Origin of the sequence: Haemophilus sp. SZY H68, from assembly GCF_018829685.1 — a bacterium.
Taxonomy (GTDB): domain Bacteria; phylum Pseudomonadota; class Gammaproteobacteria; order Enterobacterales; family Pasteurellaceae; genus Haemophilus; species Haemophilus haemolyticus_K.
In genome coordinates, this window is record NZ_JAHKKB010000002.1 from 101,041 (window position 1) to 123,821 (window position 22,781).

Sequence of the window (22,781 nt, forward strand, 5' to 3'; positions counted from 1 at the left end):
TTCCCAAAAAATAACCCCACTGAAAAGTGGGGTCACAACGTCAAAATTCAATTATTATTCATCGCTTGAGAAGATAGAAAGTAATCTTAATAAACTCAAGAATAAATTGTAGATTGAAACATAAATATTCACGGTTGCGCGAATGTAATTCGTTTCACCACCATGGATGATATTACTCGTTTCATACAAAATAGTCATTGTAGAGAACACAACAAATAATGCACTAATTGCGACTGATAACGCAGGAATTTGGAAGAAGAAACTTGCCACCATACCAAGCAATAGCACAATAAATAATGCAAACATTGCGCTTGATAAGAATGACATATCTTTTTTCGTGGTTAACACATAGGCTGAACATGCGAAGAACACAATTGCAGTTCCTGCGAATGCAAGCATAATCAAATCTTCCATTCCACGTGCCACATACATATTTAAAATTGGCCCGATGGTGTATCCCATAAATCCAGTGAACGCAAAGGCTGCCAAAATACCAGCAGGACGATCAGCTAATTTATTTGTTAAGAAAAGTAAGCCATAAACCCCCACTAATAACACAATAATATTTGGATATGGCAAGTTTAAACTCATTGAAATAAACGCAACAACCGCTGAAAATGCCATTGTTAATCCCAATAAAAAATACGTGTTACGCAACACTTTATGTGTACTGAGTAGTGATTCCTGCTGAGCATCCACAATAAAACGTGATTGCATAAAAGCTCCTTGTAAAATAAGTAAAAAGTCTATTGTAAAGTAAGGGTTAGGGGTAAAAAAGTCAATGGTATTGATAGAATTAATTTCATCAAAATGAATAAATTATCATCACCTAAACTTAAATCATTAGATTTCTGTTTACATCAATAAAATATTCATTATACTACGCCCATCAATCACGGAGGAATGGTCGAGTGGTTGAAGGCACCGGTCTTGAAAACCGGCGAGGGTTTACGCCCTCCTAGGGTTCGAATCCCTATTCCTCCGCCATCAGAATTAAAAAGTCCCTAAGTCGAAAGGCTTAGGGATTTTTACATTTCGTAAGCCATCTTTTCGCCCATAAGCTTAATGATATTTTAGATAAACGAATATGGTAATTTTTACAATTTAAGACAATCCTAAACAAACCCTGTATAATCACCACATATTTTTATAGAGAACACGCCATGCAAATCAACTTTACTCACATATTACAAGATAGTTGGAATTTTTTTAGAAACCAACAAAAAGTCATGTTTCAATTTGTCTTAATTTTATTTATTTCACAAAATGTAGGAGCACTATTAAGCTCCCCACTCAATAATGAATCCCATAGTAATTTAAGTGAACTAGCCAATATAAATATTGAAAACATAGCCTTTTCTATTGCTATCACACAACTTTTAACAAGTTTTATCTCTGCATGGGGACTCATTTCAATCCATAGTATTAGCCAGCAAAACTACCAAACTTTAACTAAAGCGTTTACTCTCACATTACGTCGTTTTCTTGGTGTTATTGTACTTAATTTACTCATGACAGCCCCAATGCTACTTGGATTAAGTGAGGCATTCGCTGCATTATTAACAAAATCCTCTCCATCAATAATATCACTTATCGCAATGCTCGTGGGAATATGGTTCTTTGTACGCTTAAATTTAACTGCAGTACACTACCTTTCAACCCAAGATGATATAAAACAAACAATCCAAAAAATTTGGATTAAAGGAAGTTCTCGTAAGAATGTATTATTTATTTATACACTATTGGTTTATTTCCTAGCTCCTATCTTAGTTTTCCAACTTACTACATTTTCAAATAATGTACTATTTGATATGGTAATCGGCATCCTTAGCGCCGTATTAAATATTTTTATGTTAGTAATAACTTATCGCTTTTATAGTTTATTTATAAAGGAAGAATAAATATGAAACAACTACTTGAATTTATCCCTTTAGTACTATTTTTTATTACATACAAACTTGCCGGCGTACGCGATGCAGCTATCGTGCTTGTGATCGCAACCATTATTCAGCTAATTGTTTTGAAATGGAAATATAGCAAAATTGAAAAACAACAAAAAATCATGGCTGGTTCAGTTATTTTCTTCGGTTTATTAACAGCATATTTCAATGAAATTCGCTATCTTCAATGGAAAGTAACAATTATTAATGCATTATTTGCTATTATTTTATTAATTTCACAATTCCAATTTAAAATACCCTTAGTGAAAAAGTTACTAGGAAAAGAAGTGCAATTACCAGATAAAGTATGGAATACTCTAAATCTCGGCTGGGCACTATTTTTTATTATTTGTATGTTGGTAAATATTTATATTAGCCATAATATGTCAGAAGAGGCATGGGTAGATTTCAAATCTTTTGGTATTCTTGGGATGACTGTGATCGCGACTCTTATTTCAGGTGCATATATTTATCGCTATTTACCCAAAGATAAAACACATTCAAAAGACGGAGAAAAATAATGTCTTCTAATTTTCTTATTGATAAAAACGGTCGACAGTCAAAAGGTGTTCTCTTATTAAGAACACTTGCAATGCCATCAAACACTAACGCCAATGGTGATATATTCGGCGGTTGGATTATGTCTCAAATGGATATGGGGGGAGCAATTTTAGCTAAAGAAATAGCTCATGGTCGAGTCGTAACCGTTGCTGTTGAAAGTATGAATTTCATCAAACCTATTTCAGTTGGAGATGTCGTTTGTTGTTACGGACAATGTCTAAAAGTAGGCCGTTCATCCATTAAAATAAAAGTAGAAGTTTGGGTAAAAAAAGTTGCTAGTGAACCTATTGGTGAACGCTATTGCGTGACAGATGCAGTATTTACTTTTGTTGCTGTCGATAGCAATGGTAAATCACGTACAATTCCGCGTGAAAATAATCATGAATTAGAAAAAGCACTCGCTTTGATTGCAGAACTTGAATCTGAACAAACTAATCAATAAAAGGAGCCATTATGTACTACGTTATTTTTGCTCAAGATATTCCAAATACGTTAGAAAAACGTCTTGCTGTGCGTGAGCAACATTTAGCCCGCTTAAAACAACTTCAAAAAGAAAATCGTCTGCTCATTGCTGGCCCAAATCCAGCAATTGATGATGAAAATCCTGGTGAAGCAGGTTTTACAGGTTCAACAGTCATTGCACAATTTGAAAACCTGCAAGCAGCCAAAAATTGGGCTGCGCAAGATCCTTATGTGGAAGCAGGCGTATACGGTGAAGTAATTATAAAACCATTCAAAAAAGTGTTTTAGCATTTCTAGATATGTGAATTCGAAAGGCTTATCTAAAAATAAAAATGTGTGTGAAATCAGTATATTTCACACACTCATACACGATTACATGAATAAAAAACATTTCATTCTATGAAAAAACAAGTTCTTATTTTCCTCACTGTTTTTACTATACTTTCCACATCGGCTGAAGAGCCTCCTATAACCAATAATCCCTCTGTTATTAATCTAGAACAAGAAAAGCAAATTTGGAAACAAACACAACATCAATCGTATTTGACTCACTTAGCGCAACGCGAGGCTTTCTTACAAATTGAAAACCTATTAAAAAATGCGGTTACAAATCAACAATTTTCTGAAAACACCCAAGAGCTTACAAAGAATTTAATTAGATCAATCCCAGAGTATCCTTTACAAATGGATCTCATTTTACGTTTTTGGGAAACAAAAATTCGATTTTTGAAACCTAATGATGAAAAAAATATATCTCTGGCAAACAATGAACTCGACAAACTTATCGTTCAAAATCCCCTATTTATAACCAAATCATTGAAAGAGTTAAAACAAAAATTGAAAAATCTTATCAGTGATTCCAAAGATATTTCAGATAAAACTGTACAAGATAAAGTAGTTCAAATAGAGGATGCGACTAAGTTACCTGAAATTATAGAAAATAGCGATCCCTCTACCTTAAAAAAAGATGTTTTACTTGAGGCCTTCCCTCGGTATCTAAAAACACGTCCAGAAAAAATACAGAACCCAAGTTTTGTACCTTATCAACAATGGGCTGAAATTTGGCGACTTTCAGAAGATGAGCTAAAACAATGGAAAATCGCATTTTTGACACGTTTTTTTGATAATGAAAATACTGCTTTCCAAGCATGGCGTGATACACAAATAGCTCAATTAAAAACCGATAATCTTACTGAACGTCGTTTACGAATGGCTATCTGGCAAAAAAATGACCTCACCCCCTGGCTTTCTTTGCTTTCTGATACAGCAAAAGAAAAACAAGAATGGCGTTACTGGATAGCCAAAAATGATAAACAAAATATAACAGAAAAACTTACCGCGCTTTCTCAAGAACGTGGTTTTTATCCTATGTTGGCGGCTGCTCAATTAAAAAAAATTTATAAAATAAACATCCCTCACTCACCTAATCTTAGAATAGAAGAACAAAAATCATTTGAGAGCGCATTTAATATAATTGCTGAATTACGTGAGCTGGGTCGATATGGATTAGCCAAACAACGTTGGCGAGTATTATTAGATAATACTGATTTCAATACACAGCTAAAACTTGCAAAATATGCACAAGAACAACGATGGTATGAGTTGTCAGTTGATAGTACCATTGTCGCCAAAGCTTGGGATTATCTTAATTTGCGTCTGCCGAATGCTTATTCTGATTATTTTGATATTGCATTAAAGAACTTAAACATCAGTAAAACCTTTTCTATGGCGATTGCTCGTCAGGAAAGCGCTTGGAATCCAATGGCTCTATCATCAGCAAATGCCAAAGGACTCATGCAACTTTTACCAACAACCGCTAAATTAACCGCTGAAAATAATCAAATTCCATATTTAAATGAACAAGATTTATTTAAGCCATTAAATAATATTTTGCTCGGCACGGCACATTTGAATGACCTTAATAACCTATATCCAAATAATAGAATATTAATTGCCGCATCTTACAATGCAGGTACAAATCGAGTAAATCAATGGCTCTACCGTGCCAATAATAAGCTAACATTAGATGAATTTGTCGCATCAATTCCGTTTTATGAAACTCGTGATTATGTTCAAAATACTATTGTCTACGATTTTTACTATCAAATTTTACAACAAAAAGAAAATCCACAAATGTTTAGCCAAGAAGAATGGGATCGGCTATACTAAACGCACTAGTTTAATAGTATAAGGTGATAACATGTATATTAGTCGCAATTTAGAACAATGGAATGCATTTTTGTCCATGCTACAGACTGCTTTTAAAGAAAATAAAGCTCAAGAATTACTAACCTTGTTATTAACTGCTGACGAACGCAATGCAGTGGGATTACGCCTACAAATTGTTTCACAATTATTGGATAAAAATCTTTCTCAACGTGAAATTCAACAAAATTTGAATACAAGTGCCGCCACTATTACACGTGGTTCTAATATGATAAAAATAATGGATTCAGATTTTATGAAATGGGTGAAAGAACATCTTGATAACATTGAAAAAAAGTAAACGGATTTTTACCGCACTGTCTCACTTATCTCTTCCCCAATGGTGGCAAAAAAATTGGCAACGCGTTGCCTTTCTATTTTTCCTCACCATTTTTATTTTTTTATTCATTTTTCGTTTTCTGCCTATCCCCTTTTCAGCCTATATGGTACAACAAAAAATTGGGCATATTCTACAAGGTGATTTTCGTTATAAAACGCAATATGATTGGGTGAATTTAGAAAACATATCCCCCTCTGTTCAACTCGCTGTTATTGCATCTGAAGATCAACGCTTTCCTGATCACTTTGGTTTTGATTTTGAGGCGATTCAACGAGCCATAAAATACAACGAAAAATCTCCCAAAAGGGTTCGTGGTGCCTCTACAATCTCTCAGCAAACTGCAAAAAATCTCATTCTTTGGCATGGGCAAAATTGGTTACGTAAAGGATTAGAAGTTCCTGCAACCCTACTACTCGAAATCACTTGGTCTAAAAAAAGAATTTTAGAAGTCTATTTAAATATTGCTGAGTTTGGTAATGGAATATTCGGTATTGAAGCGGCAAGTCACTATTATTTCAAAAAGGCAGCAAAAAATTTAACCTCAAATGAAGCTGCGCTTCTTGCAGCTATTTTACCTAACCCGATTATTTATAATGCGAATAAACCAAGTGCTTTAATACGTAAAAAACAAGCATGGATATTGCGTCAAATGAGAAATTTAGGTACCGAATATCTCAACGGCTTATAATATAAAAAGGGGAATGATTCTAGTCCTCCCCCTTTTTAAATCCCGTTCAACCCCATCATTACTGATGATAACTTTCCAAAAATCTTCCTAATTTTGTAATGGCTTCTTCAAGTTGATTCACATAAGGAAGGGTCACAACACGGAAGTGATCAGGTGAATGCCAATTAAATCCTTTACCGTGCACAAGTAGTACTTTTTCTTGGCGGAGCAAATCTAGTACCATTTTTTCATCACTGTGAATATTGAATTTTTTCACATCAATTTTCGGGAACATATACATCGCCCCCATTGGTTTCACGCAAGTAATGCCTGGAATTTGAGTGATGAGATCGTATGCTTTATTGCGTTGCTCAAGTAATCTGCCACCTGGCAAAATAAACTCATTAATACTTTGATAGCCACCAAGTGCGGTTTGAATTGCATGTTGCATTGGTACGTTAGCGCATAAACGCATTGATGCCAGCATATCCAAGCCTTCAATATAACCTTTCGCATTATGTTTTGGGCCGTTTAAAATCATCCAACCTTGGCGGAAGCCTGCAACTCGATAAGCTTTTGATAAACCATTCAGAGTAACGGTTAATAAATCAGGAGCAAGTGCGGCAATATGATGATGTACTGCGCCATCATATAAAATTTTGTCGTAGATTTCGTCAGCGAAGATAATCAAATTATTTTGGCGAGCGATTTCCACAATTTCTTGCAATAATTCTTTGTTGTACACCGCGCCAGTTGGGTTATTAGGGTTGATGATGACAATCGCTTTAGTCTTCGCATTCACCTTGTCTTTAATATCATCAATAGCGGGAAACCAATTTGCTTCTTCATCACAAAGGTAATGAACAGCCTTGCCGCCAGAAAGTGTTACCGCAGCAGTCCAAAGCGGATAATCAGGCATCGGCACGAGTACTTCATCACCATCATTGAGTAATGCTTGCATAGCCATTGTAATAAGCTCAGAGACGCCGTTACCAATATACACATCATTGACGGTCGCGCCATGAATCCCTTTTGATTGATAATATTGAACAATGGCTTTACGAGCAGAATATAAACCTTTTGAATCACAGTAGCCTTGCGCTGACGGCAAATTACGTAATACGTCAACCAAAATTTCATCGGGTGCTTCAAAGCCGAAAGGTGCGGGATTGCCGATATTAAGTTTTAAAATTTTATTGCCTTCTTCTTCTAAGCGTAGTGCTTCTTTGTGTACTGGCCCGCGAATGTCATAACATACGTGTTCTAATTTGTCGGATTTTGGGAATAATCGCATAGTGAAATCCTTTTGTTTCTAATAAATTTTTCGAGAAAAGTGCGGTTAATTTACGCTGAATTTTCAATATTGAAAAGATTTTGTAAAAAAATTTTTTGTCATTAACAATCTGCTGTAGAATACGACTAATTTTTTGTGTATTTAAAACAAAATCTAATGAGTTATTTAGCGCAGGCAATAGGCGAGTTAAAATCGCAAATTCACGCATATTTACAGCAATCCACTAATGAACTTGTTCGTTTTCAGGTGAAACTGGACAAGGTCGATTTGTTGGCGTGGCTGAAAGGTCAATCTGCGTATCCACAATTTTATTTACATTTTCGAGATGAAGCAAAAGCATTAGCTGCTATTGGTGAAGTGCGGTCATTTTCACAGTTAAATTTAGCTCAAGAATTTATCAAAGAAAGTAGTTTTCCATTAGTCGGTGGTTTGCAATTTCAAGGTGCTACACAATTTGTATTACCAAAAATTCTTGTTGAACAGGATGAGAAAGGTGCATTGGTATCATTTTTTGTGAAAGATGAGCAAAGTGCGAATGATACTTTAGCCCACCTCAAAACTTTTGAAAATCTCACCGCACTTTCTGCTTTGCCAAAACAGGTTCCTTTGCATACAGAGCCTAGAGCTAACGAAAGAACTTGGTGTGATTGGGTAAATCAGGCTTTGGTAGAAATTAAAAGTGGGGAACTGACAAAAATTGTATTAGCCAATGAAACTACTTTTCATTTAAAGCAAGCGATTAATGCGTACGATTTTTTAGCTGAAAGCGAACAACAAAATCAAGGTTGTTATCATTTTTTGTGGGCTGAACATCCTCATTCAGTTTTTGTCGGTTCTACGCCAGAACGCCTATTTGCTCGTGAGTATAACTTGTTGCTAACCGAAGCTTTGGCGGGGACAGCATCGGTTTCTGAAAGTGAGGAAGAAACGCAATCTCAAGCCAATTGGTTGTTAAATGACGAGAAAAATTTAAAAGAAAATTGGTTGGTTGTAGAAGATATTTCGCAGAATTTACGTAATCAAGTAGAAAGTTTTGATGTAAGCAATGTGGAATTAAAACCGTTACGTAAAGTACAACATTTGATTCGTAAAATTCGTGCAAATTTGACTGCACATTATACAGATGTAAATATATTAAAAGCGATTCATCCTACAGCTGCGGTATCTGGTTTGCCACAGCAACAAGCCAAAATGAGTTTGTCAGAAATTGAAACCTTTGATCGAGGCTGGTATGCGGGAACATTGGGCGTGATGAGCGATGCATGTTCAGAGTTTTGTGTGGCGATTCGTTCAGCCTTTATTGAAGGTCATCGTATTCGTGTATTTGCTGGTGCGGGCATCGTGGCGGGCTCGCAGCCATTGGAAGAATGGAAAGAAATTGAACGTAAAGCGGCAGGGTTGATTTCCTTGTTTGCAGAAGAAAATGATAACGGAGAAAAAAATGTCGGTAAGCGTGTTTAATCGTTGTTGGTCGAAAGTGATTTTAGAAACCTTGGTACGCCAAGGCGTTTCTCACGTTTGTATCGCGCCAGGTTCGCGTTCGACACCTTTAACTCTTGAAGCCGTACGTTTGCAAAATGCGGGTTCAGTCACTTGTCATACGCATTTTGATGAACGTGGTTTAGGTTTTTTTGCCTTGGGTATTGCTAAGGCAACTCAATCACCTGTTGCAATTATTGTTACATCAGGCACGGCGACTGCAAACCTTTATCCCGCAATTATTGAAGCACGCCAAACTGGTGTTAATCTATTTGTTTTAACTGCTGATCGTCCACCAGAACTTTGGGAGTGCGGTGCAAATCAGGCTATTTTGCAGCAAAATATGTTTGGTCAGTATCCAGTTGCAAATGTTAATTTACCTAAACCGAACGAGGATTATTCTGCGCAATGGTTGATTTCTCTACTTGAACAGGCTGCCTTTCAACAAAAACAACAAGGTGGTGTTGTTCATATTAATGTGCCATTTGCCGAGCCACTTTATGATGCAACTGATGAGGAAGTAGATTCTCACCCTTGGCTGCTGCCGTTACAACGCTGGTTAATTCAAACTAAGCCTTGGATGAATGTAGAAGCGCAACAGAACGAAGTATTAATGCATGAAAACTGGGATCATTGGCGTACCAAACGTGGTGTTGTTGTGGTTGGTCAATTACCTGCAGAACAAGCGATGGGCATTAATTCTTGGGCAAGCGCTATGGGCTGGGTGTTACTAACGGATATTCAATCTGGTGTTGTTCCAACAACGCCTTATGAAGATATTTGGCTCGCAAACCAAACTGTTCGTGAAAAACTTCTGCAAGCTGATATTGTGATTCAATTTGGTGCACGCTTTATTAGTAAACGAATTAATCAATTCTTACAAGCGTTTAAAGGTGAATTTTGGTTGGTTGAACAAAGCGGTAAAGCATTGGATCCTTACCATCATTCATTGACAAGATTCAATGCTAAAGCACATCATTGGTTGCGTGCGCATCCACCTTTACGCCAAAAGCCTTGGTTGCTTGAGCCGTTAGCTTTATCTAAGTTCTGTGCGACCTTTATTGAACAGCAAGTAGGCGGAAATTTAACGGAAGCCTCGCTTGCATTACGTTTACCAACACTTTTACCTTATAACGGTGTTTTATTTTTAGGTAATAGTTTACTTGTTCGTTTGGTTGATGCACTAACGCAATTACCAGAAAGTTATCCTGTTTATACCAATCGTGGTGCGAGTGGAATTGATGGTTTGTTGGCTACGGCAGCTGGAATTGGTATTGGTTCAAATAAACCTGTTGTTGCGGTGATTGGCGATACGTCCACTTTATATGATTTGAATTCTTTCGCATTATTCAAAAACGTTACCCAACCAACGGTAATCTTTGTGATCAATAATAATGGCGGTGCGATTTTTGATATGTTACCTGTGGATGAACAAGTCAAAGATCAGTTCTATCGATTACCGCATAATGGCGATTTTTCTCAAATCGCGGTAATGTTCGATCTTAAATACGCTCATCCTTATACTTGGGCAGATCTCAATTCTGTTGTGAAACAGGCTTATAGTCGTCGCAAGGCAACGTTAATTGAAATTAAAACGAATCCGAGTGATGGTAGTAGTTTGTATAAACGCTTAATCGAGCAAATTAGTCACGCAGTAATTGGTGCTTAAGTATTCTGTAGGCGGGCTTTAGTCCGCCATATTTTATTATTTCTATCAATAATCCCTTCAATGATAAACATCATTTTTTTTCACGGACTTCTTGGTACAAAAAATGACTGGCAAAAAGTCATTGAAAATCTACCGCACTTTAATTGTATTGCGCTAGATTTGCCTTTTCACGGGCAAGCTAAAGACCTTGAAGTGACAAATTTTGAAGATTCGGCGGAGTATTTTGCTCAGCAAATTAAAAGTGCGGTGAAAAATGAACCGTATTTTCTTGTTGGGTATTCTCTAGGTGGCAGGATTGCTCTGTATTATGCACTGCAAGCTCAGGTGGAACGATCTAATTTGCAAGGCGTTATTTTAGAAGGGGCGAATCTAGGTTTAAAAACTGACGAAGAAAAACAGGTTCGTTTTCAACATGATTTTGCTTGGGCGCAACGTTTTATACAAGAACCGCCAGAAAATGTATTAAATGATTGGTATCAACAGCCCGTGTTTTCTCATTTGACTGTAGAAGAAAGACAGAGGTTAGTTGAAAAACGAAAATCAAATTGCGGTGAAAATATTGGCAAGATGCTGCTGGCGACAAGTCTATCTAAACAACCTGATTTTAGTGAAAAAGTGCGGTTAAGTTCTTTGCCATTTTTTTATTTTTGTGGGGAACGAGATCATAAGTTCCAAGTTTTAGCCAAAGAAAATCAAATTAATTTAGTAACCATTCCTTCCGCTGGTCATAACTCTCATTCAGAAAATTCAAAATATTTCTCTGAAAAAATAGAAAATTGCATATTAAAAATTGCTAGACCTTAGTTAAAGTGCTAGGATTCAATTCTTTGTCTTTATAATAAACTACTAAGGAAACGCAATGTCTACACAACTTCGTAATAATCCGATGAAAGTGGCGTTAGCCTCGATGGTCGGTACAGCAATCGAATTTTTTGATTATTATATCTATGCGGCTGCCGCTGTATTAGTTTTCAATACGCAATTCTTCCATAGCGATGATCCGCTTTCTAATGATTTACTTTCTCTTTCTACGCTTGCTTTAGCATTCTTTGCACGTCCAATTGGTTCTGCATTATTCGGTCATTTTGGCGATAAAATTGGTCGTAAAAAAACCTTGGTTGCCTCCCTTGTTTTAATGGGCGGTTCAACAGTGGTCATTGGTTTACTTCCTAACTATGCTCAAATCGGTATCTGGGCACCGATTTTGCTTTGCGTATGCCGTGTTGGTCAAGGAATTGGACTTGGTGGTGAATGGGGCGGTGCAGCTTTAGTTGCAACAGAAAATGCGCCAGAAGGTAAACGTGCATGGTACGGTACGTTCCCTCAATTAGGTGCGCCAATCGGCTTATTTGTAGCGAATGCAACATTCTTCTTAGTTAGCTATTTCCTCGGACAAGATGCCCTTGTGGAATGGGCATGGCGTATTCCGTTTGTATCTTCCGTTTTATTGGTCGCTGTCGGCTTATATGTTCGCTTAACTTTGCATGAAAGCCATGTATTTGTGGAAGCGGAGCAAAAAGGGAAAAAATTGAATGCACCAGTGAGTGTTGTTTTTACTAAACACTTAAAACCAATGATTATTGGCACATTTATCATGGTGGCAACTTATTCTCTGTTTTACATTATGACGGCTTTTGCTCAGGCATATTCTCGAACAGCACCAAAGATTTCTGAAGCAGGTTATGCGCTTGGCTTAGGTATCCCAGCAAATACGTTTACTGGCTTGTTATTAATTAGTGCTATTGTATTTGGTATTTTTATCAGTATTTCTGGTGTTTATGCTGATAAAATTGGTCGCCGTAAATGGTTGATTTGGGTGACTGTTGCTGTTGGTGTGCTCGGTTTAACCATGCCATTCTTCTTAGAAAATGGTACCCCAATGAGCGTATTTGCATTTTTAGTAATTGGTATGGCTATCATGGGGATGACATTTGGTCCAATGGCTGCGCTATTACCAGAATTATTTCCAACGGAAGTGCGTTATTCAGGCGCATCTCTCGCCTATAATTTAGCATCAATTATTGGTGCAACGATTGCAGCGATGATTTCTTTAAAAATTAATGCGTCATTTGGTGTGATGGGCGTAGGTATTTATTTAGCAATCAATGCCCTCATGACTCTATTGGCATTATTTGCGTCAAAAGAAACTAAAAATGTAGATTTAACACAAATCTAATCCTAGTTAAGAAAAAAAGAGCGGTGAAATTTCGCCGCTCTTTTGCTTTTCTTTGTTTAGCTTATTTTCAATATTAACTTTCAAATGAATCTTTTAAGCGTTCATCTGCTCGACGAGATTCACTTTTATGTTGAAGTTTATTAAGCTGGCGCTCCAATTTTTCCTCAACTTCATTAATTGCTTTATACATATCATCTGAGGTTGCACTTGCCAATAAATTGCCCAGTGGCGTGCCAATAGATGCTTCTACAGTAAATCCATTCGGTACTTTGTTTAAAACAAAATGTGGGTTAATTAACTGTGTTTGCCATTTACCTAATTTCGCGAGTCTTTCCTCCACGTGTTCACGAATTGCAGGGGTGATTTCCATTTGTTTACTGGTGATATTAAGTGTCATAGCATTTACCTCTTTGTTGCGTGATTTACAGTTTTCTTTGATTACAAAATAGCTTTCTTAATTCGGGTTTTCAAGGGCTTTAAGAGGAAATGTCAAAGTAATTTTTAAAAATATGATCTATGTCTAATTTCTGAAAAAAGCTGCTTTTCTTTCTAAAATAAGTTGTTAAGATGGGAAATTGTGATAAGAAAAAAAGTGTGGATATTGACTGTATCCACACCTTTTTTCATTTGATTATTCTACGATTTCATCTTGATCGTGATGATTTATTTTCAAGCGTTGGAAATAATCTTTCGTTTCTTCAATCACAACTTTTCGCAATCCAATGAGTGCGATGAGATTTGGAAAGGCCATTAAACCATTTACGATATCGGCGATAATCCATATTAAATTTAAGTGTAAGAATGAGCCTAACCCTACCAACACAATATAAGCTAAACGATATAGTTTTACGCCACGAATACCAACGAGATAAACAAAGCAACGTTCACCGTAGTAACACCAGCCTAAAATTGTTGTGAATGCAAAAAATAATAAACCGACGGTTACAATCGTTGCGCCAATTGATGCCCCTAAACCTTGTGCAAAGGCGTAGTTTGTTACTGTCGCACCCGCTAGTTCAGGATTGTTCCACGCTCCAGTTAATACCAATACAATCCCTGTCATTGTACAAACGATGATGGTATCCAAGAATGTACCTGTCATGGAAATTAAGCCTTGTCGAACAGGTTCACGAGTTTGTGCCGCTGCGGCTGCAATTGGTGCGCTTCCTAAACCTGATTCATTGGAGAAAATGCCTCGAGCAACGCCTGATTGAATCGCCTTCATTACGGTAAAGCCAACAGCCCCGCCTAGCGCAGCTTGCGGATCAAAAGCGCTATAAATAATTAATGAGATCGCATCTGGTACTTTTTCTATATTTAAAAGGATAATAACCAGTGAAGTAGTGACGTATAAAATCGCCATAAACGGCACAATTACCGATGATGCGGTTGCAATACGTTTTACACCACCAAGAATGATTAAGCCGACTAAAAGCGTCACAATAATTGCAGTAACTAAAACCGGAATATTAAAGGTATCTTGCATTGCATGGGTAATTGCATTGACCTGTGGGAATGTGCCGATTCCGAAAAAGGCAACCATTACACCAAATAATGCAAATAATTTTGCTAGCCACTTGATACCTAGACCGCGTTCAATGTAATACATTGGACCGCCAGCCATAAAGCCATTTTTATCGCGAACACGATATTTAACTGCGAGTAAACATTCGGCATATTTTGTTGCCATTCCTAACAAGGCGACTAACCACATCCAAAAAATAGCGCCAGGTCCACCTGCTTGTACAGCAGTTGCAACGCCCACAATATTCCCTGTTCCAATTGTTGCGGCTAATGCAGTACAAAGTGCGGCAAAAGATGACACATCACCTTTTCCACCTTTATCTTTTTTAAATAAGTAACCTAGCGCTCGTGGTAAATAGCGAATTTGAATAAAGCCTAAACGTAGCGTTAAATAGAGCCCTGTGCCCGATAAGAGTATGAGTAGCGGAGCGCCCCAAATAAAGCTATCAATAGCTGAAAGAATTGACTCAATTGTCATGTGATTCCTCGTCGTTTAAATCAAAAATAAACACGACAAGAAGACGAAAAGATACAATAGAAAAGAAAGTGCGGTGAAAAGATAGATAATTTCCACACTTACGATAGATTGTCTTTTGCCCCTGTCCTTTTGCCTGAGCGTTTGAAAAACGATTGAAAAATTAACCGCTCTTTTGCGCCTTCGGCGTCCATTTCTAAAATGGATCTCTCCAAGGGTTCGTCCAGTAACAGTCCCTGCCATCGCACCTGAAAGATTTTACATCGTCGGTGTGGGGTCAATTCCCCGCTCTCCAGCTACCTTCATCCGAACTCACTTTTCATTCCTATATAAGAGATAAAAAGCGCATGAATTCTAACAAAATAAGAAATAAATTTCAAAAATCATTTTGAATAATAAATTAAGTAATAAAAACTTAGTACGTTTTTTGCTTTATGCGACTCAAAAATAATGCTCCTATGAAAAATATCGCTTGTAATAAAATAATACAAGCACCAGTTGACGCATCAAAATGATAGCTCAATATTACGCCAATCAGGCTTGATGTAATGGAACTTACTATAGCAATCCATAACATTTTATCAAAAGATTTTGTGAGTGTAAGTGCGGTAATTCCTGGCGCAATTAACATTGCCACCACCAAAATAACGCCTACCACCTGCATCGTGCTTACGATTGTTAAAGCAAGCAACATTAACAATCCATAATGCAAAATCTTTGGAGAAAGCCCTGCAACACGAGCATGACTTGGGTCAAAACAATAAAGCAAAAAGTCTTTACGTTTAAAGACAATCATACAAAAAATTATCGCAGAAATGACCGCACTTTGAATAAGTTCTTGATGACTTACGCCCAATACATTACCAAACAAAATATGCGTTAAATGCTGTTCTGTTTGAATTTTGGTGAACATAACAAGACCAATGGCAAACATTCCAGAAAATACAATGCCCATTGCCGTATCTTCTTTTATACGACTATTCTCTTTTAAATATCCCACTCCAAGCGAGCAAAAAATGCCAGAAAAAAATGCCCCAATCGCTAAAGGAATTCCAGCCAAATAAGCAAGTACAATACCAGGCAACACCGCATGGGAAATCGCATCGCCCATTAACGACCAACCTTTCAAGACTAAATAGCAAGAAAGCAACGCACAAATAATTGAAACAATAAATGCTGTCAACAAGGCATTTTGCATAAACTCAAATTGTAGCGGTTCTAAAAGCCAATCAAACATTTTCTACCGCCTTTTTATTACGAGTGAGCAAACCATATTTTGGTGAAAATAAGAAAGCTGCCAAGAATAATAATGTTTGCAATGTGACAATCACACCGCCTGTGGCACCATCTAAATAATAGCTAATATAAACACCAACAAAACTTGTCACCGCCCCTAAAATAATAGCGATGATTGACAAGGTTTTGAATTTATCTGTCAGTAAATATGCTGTCGCACCCGGGGTAATGACCATCGCAATCACTAAAATAGCCCCTACAGTTTGCAATGCAGCTACCACACAAGCACTTAATAGAGTAAAAAACAAAACTTTATAAAATAATGGCGAAAGCCCTACCGTTCTTGCTTGTGTTTCATCGAAAAAGATCAGTAGTAAATCTTTCCAAAATAATAAAAGCAATACTAAACAAACACCGATGATAATTGCCACTTGGTAAATATCTTCGTCTGCAATACCTAAAATATTGCCTAAAATGATACTTTGCACATTTACTGCGGTTGGATTTAAAGAAATGATTAATAGACCTAATGCAAAGAAAGTACTAAAAATAAATCCGATAACGGCATCTTCTTTCAGTTTAGAAATAGATTTAATCCAAAGAATGGAAAGTGCGGCTAAAATTCCGGCAAAAAATGCACCAAGTGCATAAGGCAAAGAAAAGGCATAAGCTATCGCGACACCAGGAACAACAGAATGAGAAAGTGCATCGCCAATCAAAGACCAGCCTTTAAGCATTAAATACGAAGACAAAAAAGCACAAATCCCACCCACTGCCGTACTCAAGATCATCGCCTTGAGCATATAATCATAGGAAAAAGGTTCTAATAATAATGCTAACATGCCTTAATCCTTCTCTTTTTTCACCGCACTTTTACAAGGGCAGTCTTCGAAATGGCAATCCTGTGTTGTTGGTGCTGGAGGATCTTGCTTAGTTTCACCATAGAATACAACGGCTTTTTCATCATCCGTTAAGACAGTAACCGCACGTTTATCTTCATCATTATGTAAATCTTCGCCCAATAATTTAATATGGCGTAATACCCCACCAAACACAATTTCCAAATTATGTTGGTTAAAGGTATCTTCCGTTTTCCCTGCTGCAATCACCGTACGATTAATCATCACTACTTGATCACAGAAATCTGGGACAGAACCTAAGTTATGAGTTGAGACAAGAACAAGATGACCTTCTTCTCGAAGCTGTTGAAGAAGATCAACAATAGCATTTTCAGTTTTCACATCAACGCCAGTGAAAGGTTCATCCAATAAAATAATTGGACTTTGTTGTGCTAAAGCGCGGGCCAAAAACACGCGTTTTTTCTGCCCGCCAGATAACTCACCAATTTGACGATGCGCGAGATGCTCAATGTTCACTCGCTGCATCGCCTCTTGAACTTTTTGTTTATCAATCGCCTTGGGGATACGAAGGAAATTCATATACCCATAACGCCCCATCATCACGACATCATACACTGACACAGGAAATTGCCAGTCCACTTCTTCAGATTGTGGAACATAAGCAACCAAATTACGTTTCAGTGCTTGGGAAATTGGCAAATCACAAAGTCTGATTTCACCTTGTTGTGGCTTCACAAGCCCCATTATGCTTTTAAATAATGTGGATTTACCACTGCCATTCACACCCACTAATGCACAAATAGTTCCACTGTTTAATGAGAACGTCATATTGTGAATAGCTGTATGGCCATTGTTGTAACGAACAGTTACATCATTAACCCAAATTGATGTCGAGAAAGAGTCCATTATTTTCCGAATCCTTTAACAATGGTTGATACAGTTACGTTAAGCAAATCAATATAAGTTGGCACAGGGCCTTTTTTCGCAGAAAGAGAGTCAACATACAATACGCCACCGTATTTTGCGCCACTTTCTTTAGCTACTTGTTGTGCTGGTTTTGCTGAAATTGTACTTTCACTAAACACAACAGGAATATTGTTTTTACGAACTAAATCAATCACTTTACGCACTTGTTGTGGTGTGCCTTGTTGTTCAGCATTGATTGGCCATAAATAACCTTCTTTTAAGTTGTAATCTTTCGCCAAATAACTGAAAGCACCTTCACTTGTCACAAGCCAGCGTTGAGCTTCTGGAATCTGTGCTAATTTTGCACGAAGTGGCTCATCAAGTTGTTTAATTTTTTGAGCATAATCAGCGGCATTTTTTTCATACACTGCTGCATTTTGTGGATCGTATTTAACCAATGCATTTTTAATATTTTCAATATAAATTAATGCATTAGATGGCGACATCCAAGCGTGTGGATTAGGCGCATCTTTATACGGGCCTTCATAAATAGACAATGGTTGAATACCTTCTGTCACCACCACAGCTGGTTTATCTTTAATATTTTGGAAGAAACGCTCAAACCAACGTTCCAAATTTAAACCATTCCATAAAATTAAATCAGCAGATTGCGCTTTTACAATGTCTTTTGGAGTAGGTTCATATTCATGAATTTCAGCACCTGGTTTGGTGATAGATTCCACTGTAGCCGCATTACCCGCCACATTTTGTGCGATATCTTGAATCACAGTGAAGGTGGTGACGACTTTGAATTTTGCATTAGCCTGCATTGCAAACAAACCAAGTGCAAGTGCGGTCATAATTTTTAATGAATTACGCATAATATGTCCTTATAAAAAAGTATAGAGGTTGGATGCCTGAATAATCGCTCAACTGCTCAACAATTATTCATCATGGGTAATAGTACTATTTTTATTACGTTTTTCAAATGAAAATAATTATCAAATTATGTGATTATTTTTAATTACATAGAGAATAACAAAAAATGTGATAGATTTTCCCTATGTGTTCAACGGTTATTCTATTAGCCTGATACTTTTCTAATTAAGTCATTTAAGCCTTCTTCATCATAGCCATCTTCATATTGTGCCTCGCCTTCAACGTCATGAATGGTTCGTCCATTCAATGCCGTACAACCGTATTTTTCTAATTTATTTTTAGTAAAGCTAGAACGATATGCAGAAGAAGAATTATTGAGACTAATTACACCGATGGTAGAACTTTTACATGGGTGTTTATTGATGAAAACAAGGTTATAACCAGATTCTCGAATGTAGCCTGTCTTATTTACCACCGCATCAAAAATTTCATCACGCACTAATTTATTTGTATTTTTCATTAATACACTATATCTTCCAGCTTGAATATTCGTAGCACTGATATTGGATAGTTGTCGAATTTCAGGCTTATTTAAAGAATGCTTAGCAAGTTTAACTAAATCCATAGGACTAGAGATATTGCTACTCGATAAACCAGAACTATCATGAAAACGAGTAGAATACATACCTAATTGACGAGCTTTTTCATTCATTTTATTAATGAATTGTATTCTGCTCATTCCTGCTGCACGAGAAAGCGCATGGGCGGCATAGTTATCAGAATGCACGAGCATCGCCTTTAATAATTCTCTGCAAGCCATCGGAACATTCATCGGTAATTTCGTGCTTGTACCTTTAATGTAATCACGATCGTCACTGGTTATCGCAATAGTGCAATTAGGATTTGTATTATTCTCTAGAAAAACGTTCGCCGTCATTAATTTCGTTACAGAAGCAATAGGCTGAACGCTATCAGGCGCATGGCTTTCCAACACTCGATTATGCGTAAAATCATACACAACATAAGACTGTGCCACTGCAAAAGAAGGACACAAAGATAAAATAAATAAAGCTTTTTTAAACATTATTGGTCACCTTAAAAAATAGGCTCACATTTTACCGCACTTTTTACGCTGTAATTGGAAATATTTTCGATCTAGATCGCAAAAAAGTGCGGTGAGATTTTCCATCATTTTTGAATTCCGCTAGATTATGCGGTGACAAATCTGTACAATCGCCGTTCATTTTTTAATTGCGAATTTTTCGTTGTGAGCTTTTGATAAAAACACCAACACAACGCTATCGCCACAATGTGTAATAACGAGGCTAAAATGTCAGAATTATTGTCTGTGCAATCAGATGCACCTGCTAAAAAAATTAATCTAATGGATTTAACGCGCCAACAAATGCGCGAATTTTTTAAAGAACTCGGCGAAAAACCATTCCGAGCAGATCAGTTAGTAAAATGGATTTATCATTTTGGCGAAGATAACTTCGACAATATGACAAACATTAATAAGAAATTACGAGAAAAGCTCAAGGCAGTTGCAGAAATTAAAGCCCCAGAAGTTGCCGTTGAACAGCGTTCAGCCGATGGCACGATAAAATGGGCAATGCAAGTGGGTGAACAACAAGTTGAAACTGTGTATATTCCCGAAGCAGATCGCGCTACGCTTTGTGTATCTTCCCAAGTTGGCTGCGCCTTGGCTTGTACATTCTGTTCAACAGCACAACAAGGATTTAATCGCAATTTAACGGTTTCAGAAATTATCGGCCAAGTTTGGAGAGCCTCTAAAATTATTGGCAACTTTGGGGTGACTGGCATTAGACCAATTACAAATGTGGTAATGATGGGAATGGGCGAACCCTTGTTAAATGTCGCTAACGTTGTTCCCGCAATGGAAATTATGTTAGATGATTTTGCCTACGGTTTATCAAAACGTCGTGTCACTTTATCAACTTCTGGCGTCGTACCTGCACTAGATAACTTGAGCAAAATGATCGATGTGGCTTTGGCTATTTCATTACATGCCCCAAACGATGAATTGCGTGATGAAATTGTGCCAATCAACAAAAAATATAATATCAAAATGTTGATTGACTCAGTAAATCGTTATTTAAGCGTATCAAATGCAAACCATGGTAAAGTTACGATTGAATATGTCATGCTCGATCATGTGAATGATGGTGTAGAACATGCACATCAACTTGCAGAAGTATTAAAAAATACACCTTGTAAAATTAATTTAATTCCATGGAATCCGTTCCCTGAAGCGCCTTATGCAAAAAGCTCGAATACGCGTATTGACCGCTTCCAAAAAACCTTGATGGAATATGGCTTTACCGTGATTATCCGTAAAACTAGAGGAGATGACATTGATGCAGCTTGCGGACAGCTAGCTGGAGATGTTATCGATCGTACTAAACGTACGGCAATGAAACGCCAATTTGGACAAAATATTGGGGTAACAGAAGTTAATTAATATTTTAGGCATGTGAATGAATCAAGTTCACATGCCCTATGTTTTCATACGAATTAAAACATATTAACTATTTCTTCCTCCCCTGTTAAAAGGAGAAAAAATGCAAACAATAAGTAAACAACTAAGTGCGGTTATTTTCCCTTTCATTTTTTCTGCTTGCGTTTCCCAATCAACCATTCAAGATTTCAATCAACAATCAGCAGCGAAAGCTCGCGTAGAACTTGCACTTGGTTACCTTCAACAAAATAATCCTCAACTCGCTAAAATCAACTTAGATAAAGCACTTCAACACGATAAAAATTACTATCTCGTGCATTCAGCGCTTGCGCATTATTATCAACAACAAGGTGAAATTGAGAACGCACATCGTGAATATGAAACAGCTTTAAAACTCAATAATCAACAGGGGGACTTACATAATAATTTTGGGACATTTTTATGTCGTCAAAAACAATTTGAACAAGCTCAGCAGCAATTTCAACTCGCACTGAATTCACCTAATTATTATCATCAAGCAGATACATTTGAAAATATGGCCCTTTGTGCTTATTCCGCTAAAAAAATGGATATTTATCAACAAGCATTACAAAAATTGCGACAAACAGATAGTAAACGAGCGGAAAAATTTAATACCTTTAAATAAAGCATTGCCAAATCAAGCGTTGGACTTTAGAATTTAGCCTTTATTTATCGCATATTATTTAATTGAATTTATGAATCCAACAACTGAGCAAGAACTTTCACCAGGTGAGATTTTTCGCCAAGCACGTGAAAACTTGAATCTTTCTCTCGAAGACGTCGCCAAAGAAATTTCGCTGCGTCCCTCCATATTACAGCAGCTTGAAAATAACGAATTTATTCAAAAAGCTACCCCTGCAATCTTTGTAAAAGGCTACGTGCGTAGCTATGCCAAGTTCTTACGCTTACCTGATTCTGTATGGGAAAATATTACATTTGCAGAGAACGGTAAAAACGATCTGAGTAAAAATGCTCGTTCAACTCGTGAAGTAAATCAATATTCATCACACTCTCGTTGGGTCGGACGTTTATCTATCATTGTACTTATTTTAGTCCTTGGCATGACTGGACTTTGGTGGTGGCAAAGTTACCAACAAAATAACCAAGAACGTGATGACTTAGTACAAAGCTATGTTGCTTCTACCGAAAACAATCAGCCAACCACAGCTCTTGTGACAACAGAAGAGAGTAATAAAACTGCACCAGAAACAACAGCAGCAGTCTCACAACCAGTAGAAATAACAAATAATGTGTTACCAGAAATAGCACAAGAAAATGCCGTTCCACAAACAAAAAACGATGAAAAATCAGTTTCTGACACTCAAAGTGCGGTAGAAAATCCATCAATTTCTCCAGCAGCCCCGACTGTGAAAGGAGACTTGATTGTAGAAATCTTAAATAATACGAGCTGGCTCAGCGTAAAAGATAAGAATCGCCGAGTATTAGCACAAAAAGAGTACAAAAAAGGTGAAGTATTAACTTTTAATGGAGATGAGTTTTCATTAATAGTTGGCGCACCAAGTAATGTACGTATCACCTATAAAGGCGAAAATTATCCATTAAAAGTGGATGGTCGCATTGCAAAATTCAAACTTTCACAACCTTAAT

The 22,781-nt window shown here is 37.0% G+C and carries 23 protein-coding genes, 1 tRNA gene and 1 riboswitch; of the genes, 15 read left to right on the forward strand and 9 right to left on the reverse strand.

Annotated elements, in window-relative coordinates:
* Positions 1 to 54: 54 nt before the first annotated feature.
* On the reverse strand, positions 55 to 717 hold the full coding sequence (locus KP712_RS04375; protein WP_215770606.1) for a Bax inhibitor-1/YccA family protein: 663 nt from the start codon (positions 715 to 717) through the stop codon (positions 55 to 57).
* Positions 718 to 897: 180 nt separating this feature from the next.
* Between KP712_RS04375 and KP712_RS04380 the strand changes: the two genes are divergently transcribed.
* The 8 genes from KP712_RS04380 to mtgA all read left to right on the forward strand — a co-directional run bounded on the left by KP712_RS04380 (position 898) and on the right by mtgA (position 6,196).
* Positions 898 to 987: transfer RNA gene (locus tag KP712_RS04380), tRNA-Ser, on the forward strand.
* A 176-nt stretch (positions 988 to 1,163) separates the two neighbouring features.
* Positions 1,164 to 1,901 carry a hypothetical protein gene (locus tag KP712_RS04385; RefSeq protein ID WP_215770607.1) on the forward strand — a complete coding sequence of 246 codons (738 nt, stop codon included), beginning with the start codon at positions 1,164 to 1,166 and terminating at the stop codon, positions 1,899 to 1,901.
* Positions 1,902 to 1,903: 2 nt separating this feature from the next.
* Entirely contained in the window at positions 1,904 to 2,461 is a 558-nt protein-coding gene (locus KP712_RS04390) for a septation protein A (RefSeq protein WP_215770608.1), read from the forward strand.
* Positions 2,461 to 2,943 (forward strand): acyl-CoA thioester hydrolase YciA, encoded by a 483-nt coding sequence (gene yciA / locus KP712_RS04395; protein ID WP_111407524.1) that lies wholly within the window; start codon positions 2,461 to 2,463, stop codon positions 2,941 to 2,943. Before KP712_RS04390 ends, yciA begins: the two co-directional genes overlap by 1 nt.
* Positions 2,944 to 2,954: 11 nt before the next feature.
* Positions 2,955 to 3,251: a YciI family protein gene (locus tag KP712_RS04400; protein WP_048953820.1), complete on the forward strand. Its 297-nt coding sequence runs from the start codon at positions 2,955 to 2,957 to the stop codon at positions 3,249 to 3,251.
* Between the two features lie 111 nt (positions 3,252 to 3,362).
* Positions 3,363 to 5,132, forward strand: coding sequence for a transglycosylase SLT domain-containing protein (locus tag KP712_RS04405; protein WP_111407525.1), 1,770 nt, complete (start codon positions 3,363 to 3,365; stop codon positions 5,130 to 5,132).
* Positions 5,133 to 5,163: 31 nt separating this feature from the next.
* Positions 5,164 to 5,469, forward strand: a complete 306-nt coding sequence (trpR, locus tag KP712_RS04410) for a trp operon repressor (protein WP_111407526.1) — start codon at positions 5,164 to 5,166, stop codon at positions 5,467 to 5,469.
* Positions 5,447 to 6,196 (forward strand): monofunctional biosynthetic peptidoglycan transglycosylase, encoded by a 750-nt coding sequence (gene mtgA, locus KP712_RS04415; RefSeq protein ID WP_373455173.1) that lies wholly within the window; start codon positions 5,447 to 5,449, stop codon positions 6,194 to 6,196. Before trpR ends, mtgA begins: the two co-directional genes overlap by 23 nt.
* Before the next feature lie 58 nt (positions 6,197 to 6,254).
* Here the strand turns inward: mtgA and KP712_RS04420 are convergent, their stop codons facing one another.
* A complete protein-coding gene (locus KP712_RS04420; protein ID WP_111407528.1) occupies positions 6,255 to 7,469 on the reverse strand; it encodes a pyridoxal phosphate-dependent aminotransferase in 1,215 nt (404 codons plus the stop codon).
* Between the two features lie 156 nt (positions 7,470 to 7,625).
* Here KP712_RS04420 and KP712_RS04425 point away from each other — a divergent pair, with 156 nt between their 5' ends.
* From KP712_RS04425 to KP712_RS04440, 4 genes are read left to right on the forward strand one after another with little or no spacing between them, the layout of a single operon-like run.
* Positions 7,626 to 8,930 carry an isochorismate synthase gene (locus tag KP712_RS04425; RefSeq protein ID WP_165818738.1) on the forward strand — a complete coding sequence of 435 codons (1,305 nt, stop codon included), beginning with the start codon at positions 7,626 to 7,628 and terminating at the stop codon, positions 8,928 to 8,930.
* Complete coding sequence (gene menD / locus KP712_RS04430) at positions 8,911 to 10,617, forward strand: 2-succinyl-5-enolpyruvyl-6-hydroxy-3-cyclohexene-1-carboxylic-acid synthase (protein ID WP_111407530.1); 1,707 nt, start codon at positions 8,911 to 8,913, stop codon at positions 10,615 to 10,617. Before KP712_RS04425 ends, menD begins: the two co-directional genes overlap by 20 nt.
* A gap of 60 nt (positions 10,618 to 10,677) precedes the next feature.
* Positions 10,678 to 11,421 carry a 2-succinyl-6-hydroxy-2,4-cyclohexadiene-1-carboxylate synthase gene (gene menH / locus KP712_RS04435; protein WP_111407531.1) on the forward strand — a complete coding sequence of 248 codons (744 nt, stop codon included), beginning with the start codon at positions 10,678 to 10,680 and terminating at the stop codon, positions 11,419 to 11,421.
* A 55-nt stretch (positions 11,422 to 11,476) separates the two neighbouring features.
* Positions 11,477 to 12,793, forward strand: coding sequence for an MFS transporter (locus tag KP712_RS04440; RefSeq protein WP_111407532.1), 1,317 nt, complete (start codon positions 11,477 to 11,479; stop codon positions 12,791 to 12,793).
* 73 nt (positions 12,794 to 12,866) lie between these two features.
* Here KP712_RS04440 and raiA read toward each other — a convergent pair whose 3' ends face one another.
* The 7 genes from raiA to KP712_RS04475 form a co-directional block, all read right to left on the reverse strand.
* The gene (raiA, locus tag KP712_RS04445; protein WP_009499739.1) at positions 12,867 to 13,190 is read right to left on the reverse strand and encodes a ribosome-associated translation inhibitor RaiA; all 324 of its coding nucleotides are present in this window, start codon (positions 13,188 to 13,190) and stop codon (positions 12,867 to 12,869) included.
* Positions 13,191 to 13,424: 234 nt separating this feature from the next.
* Positions 13,425 to 14,795: a sodium:alanine symporter family protein gene (locus KP712_RS04450; RefSeq protein ID WP_111407533.1), complete on the reverse strand. Its 1,371-nt coding sequence runs from the start codon at positions 14,793 to 14,795 to the stop codon at positions 13,425 to 13,427.
* A 111-nt stretch (positions 14,796 to 14,906) separates the two neighbouring features.
* Positions 14,907 to 15,017: riboswitch (glycine riboswitch) on the reverse strand.
* Positions 15,018 to 15,207: 190 nt separating this feature from the next.
* Positions 15,208 to 16,029 (reverse strand): metal ABC transporter permease, encoded by an 822-nt coding sequence (locus KP712_RS04455; RefSeq protein ID WP_106014084.1) that lies wholly within the window; start codon positions 16,027 to 16,029, stop codon positions 15,208 to 15,210.
* The gene (locus tag KP712_RS04460) at positions 16,022 to 16,870 is read right to left on the reverse strand and encodes a metal ABC transporter permease (protein WP_048953834.1); all 849 of its coding nucleotides are present in this window, start codon (positions 16,868 to 16,870) and stop codon (positions 16,022 to 16,024) included. Before KP712_RS04460 ends, KP712_RS04455 begins: the two co-directional genes overlap by 8 nt.
* Before the next feature lie 3 nt (positions 16,871 to 16,873).
* Positions 16,874 to 17,794 (reverse strand): ATP-binding cassette domain-containing protein, encoded by a 921-nt coding sequence (locus KP712_RS04465; protein ID WP_111407535.1) that lies wholly within the window; start codon positions 17,792 to 17,794, stop codon positions 16,874 to 16,876.
* Positions 17,794 to 18,675 (reverse strand): metal ABC transporter substrate-binding protein, encoded by an 882-nt coding sequence (locus KP712_RS04470; RefSeq protein WP_005637458.1) that lies wholly within the window; start codon positions 18,673 to 18,675, stop codon positions 17,794 to 17,796. Before KP712_RS04470 ends, KP712_RS04465 begins: the two co-directional genes overlap by 1 nt.
* Positions 18,676 to 18,878: 203 nt before the next feature.
* Positions 18,879 to 19,757: a D-alanyl-D-alanine carboxypeptidase family protein gene (locus tag KP712_RS04475; protein ID WP_215770609.1), complete on the reverse strand. Its 879-nt coding sequence runs from the start codon at positions 19,755 to 19,757 to the stop codon at positions 18,879 to 18,881.
* A 246-nt stretch (positions 19,758 to 20,003) separates the two neighbouring features.
* Here KP712_RS04475 and KP712_RS04480 point away from each other — a divergent pair, with 246 nt between their 5' ends.
* The 3 genes from KP712_RS04480 (at position 20,004) to KP712_RS04490 (ending at position 22,780) form a co-directional block, all read left to right on the forward strand.
* Positions 20,004 to 21,155, forward strand: coding sequence for a bifunctional tRNA (adenosine(37)-C2)-methyltransferase TrmG/ribosomal RNA large subunit methyltransferase RlmN (locus KP712_RS04480; RefSeq protein WP_005630119.1), 1,152 nt, complete (start codon positions 20,004 to 20,006; stop codon positions 21,153 to 21,155).
* Positions 21,156 to 21,255: 100 nt separating this feature from the next.
* Positions 21,256 to 21,798 carry a type IV pilus biogenesis/stability protein PilW gene (gene pilW, locus KP712_RS04485; RefSeq protein ID WP_048953837.1) on the forward strand — a complete coding sequence of 181 codons (543 nt, stop codon included), beginning with the start codon at positions 21,256 to 21,258 and terminating at the stop codon, positions 21,796 to 21,798.
* A 70-nt stretch (positions 21,799 to 21,868) separates the two neighbouring features.
* The gene (locus KP712_RS04490; protein ID WP_048953838.1) at positions 21,869 to 22,780 is read left to right on the forward strand and encodes a RodZ family helix-turn-helix domain-containing protein; all 912 of its coding nucleotides are present in this window, start codon (positions 21,869 to 21,871) and stop codon (positions 22,778 to 22,780) included.
* The last annotated feature ends 1 nt before the right edge of the window (position 22,781 follow it).

Bases quoted from the DNA above. Each gene is read 5' to 3' on its own strand.
- KP712_RS04385 (WP_215770607.1), top strand. From the start codon at position 1,164: ATGCAAATCAACTTTACTCACATATTACAAGATAGTTGGAATTTTTTT.
- KP712_RS04490 (WP_048953838.1), top strand. From the start codon at position 21,869: ATGAATCCAACAACTGAGCAAGAACTTTCACCAGGTGAGATTTTTCGC.
- KP712_RS04480 (WP_005630119.1), top strand. From the start codon at position 20,004: ATGTCAGAATTATTGTCTGTGCAATCAGATGCACCTGCTAAAAAAATT.
- KP712_RS04455 (WP_106014084.1), bottom strand. From the start codon at position 16,029: ATGTTTGATTGGCTTTTAGAACCGCTACAATTTGAGTTTATGCAAAAT.
- KP712_RS04400 (WP_048953820.1), top strand. From the start codon at position 2,955: ATGTACTACGTTATTTTTGCTCAAGATATTCCAAATACGTTAGAAAAA.
- KP712_RS04460 (WP_048953834.1), bottom strand. From the start codon at position 16,870: ATGTTAGCATTATTATTAGAACCTTTTTCCTATGATTATATGCTCAAG.
- menH (WP_111407531.1), top strand. From the start codon at position 10,678: ATGATAAACATCATTTTTTTTCACGGACTTCTTGGTACAAAAAATGAC.
- yciA (WP_111407524.1), top strand. From the start codon at position 2,461: ATGTCTTCTAATTTTCTTATTGATAAAAACGGTCGACAGTCAAAAGGT.
- menD (WP_111407530.1), top strand. From the start codon at position 8,911: ATGTCGGTAAGCGTGTTTAATCGTTGTTGGTCGAAAGTGATTTTAGAA.
- KP712_RS04475 (WP_215770609.1), bottom strand. From the start codon at position 19,757: ATGTTTAAAAAAGCTTTATTTATTTTATCTTTGTGTCCTTCTTTTGCA.
- KP712_RS04465 (WP_111407535.1), bottom strand. From the start codon at position 17,794: ATGGACTCTTTCTCGACATCAATTTGGGTTAATGATGTAACTGTTCGT.
- trpR (WP_111407526.1), top strand. From the start codon at position 5,164: ATGTATATTAGTCGCAATTTAGAACAATGGAATGCATTTTTGTCCATG.
- KP712_RS04390 (WP_215770608.1), top strand. From the start codon at position 1,904: ATGAAACAACTACTTGAATTTATCCCTTTAGTACTATTTTTTATTACA.
- KP712_RS04375 (WP_215770606.1), bottom strand. From the start codon at position 717: ATGCAATCACGTTTTATTGTGGATGCTCAGCAGGAATCACTACTCAGT.
- pilW (WP_048953837.1), top strand. From the start codon at position 21,256: ATGCAAACAATAAGTAAACAACTAAGTGCGGTTATTTTCCCTTTCATT.
- KP712_RS04420 (WP_111407528.1), bottom strand. From the start codon at position 7,469: ATGCGATTATTCCCAAAATCCGACAAATTAGAACACGTATGTTATGAC.
- KP712_RS04405 (WP_111407525.1), top strand. From the start codon at position 3,363: ATGAAAAAACAAGTTCTTATTTTCCTCACTGTTTTTACTATACTTTCC.
- KP712_RS04450 (WP_111407533.1), bottom strand. From the start codon at position 14,795: ATGACAATTGAGTCAATTCTTTCAGCTATTGATAGCTTTATTTGGGGC.
- KP712_RS04425 (WP_165818738.1), top strand. From the start codon at position 7,626: ATGAGTTATTTAGCGCAGGCAATAGGCGAGTTAAAATCGCAAATTCAC.
- KP712_RS04440 (WP_111407532.1), top strand. From the start codon at position 11,477: ATGTCTACACAACTTCGTAATAATCCGATGAAAGTGGCGTTAGCCTCG.
- KP712_RS04470 (WP_005637458.1), bottom strand. From the start codon at position 18,675: ATGCGTAATTCATTAAAAATTATGACCGCACTTGCACTTGGTTTGTTT.
- raiA (WP_009499739.1), bottom strand. From the start codon at position 13,190: ATGACACTTAATATCACCAGTAAACAAATGGAAATCACCCCTGCAATT.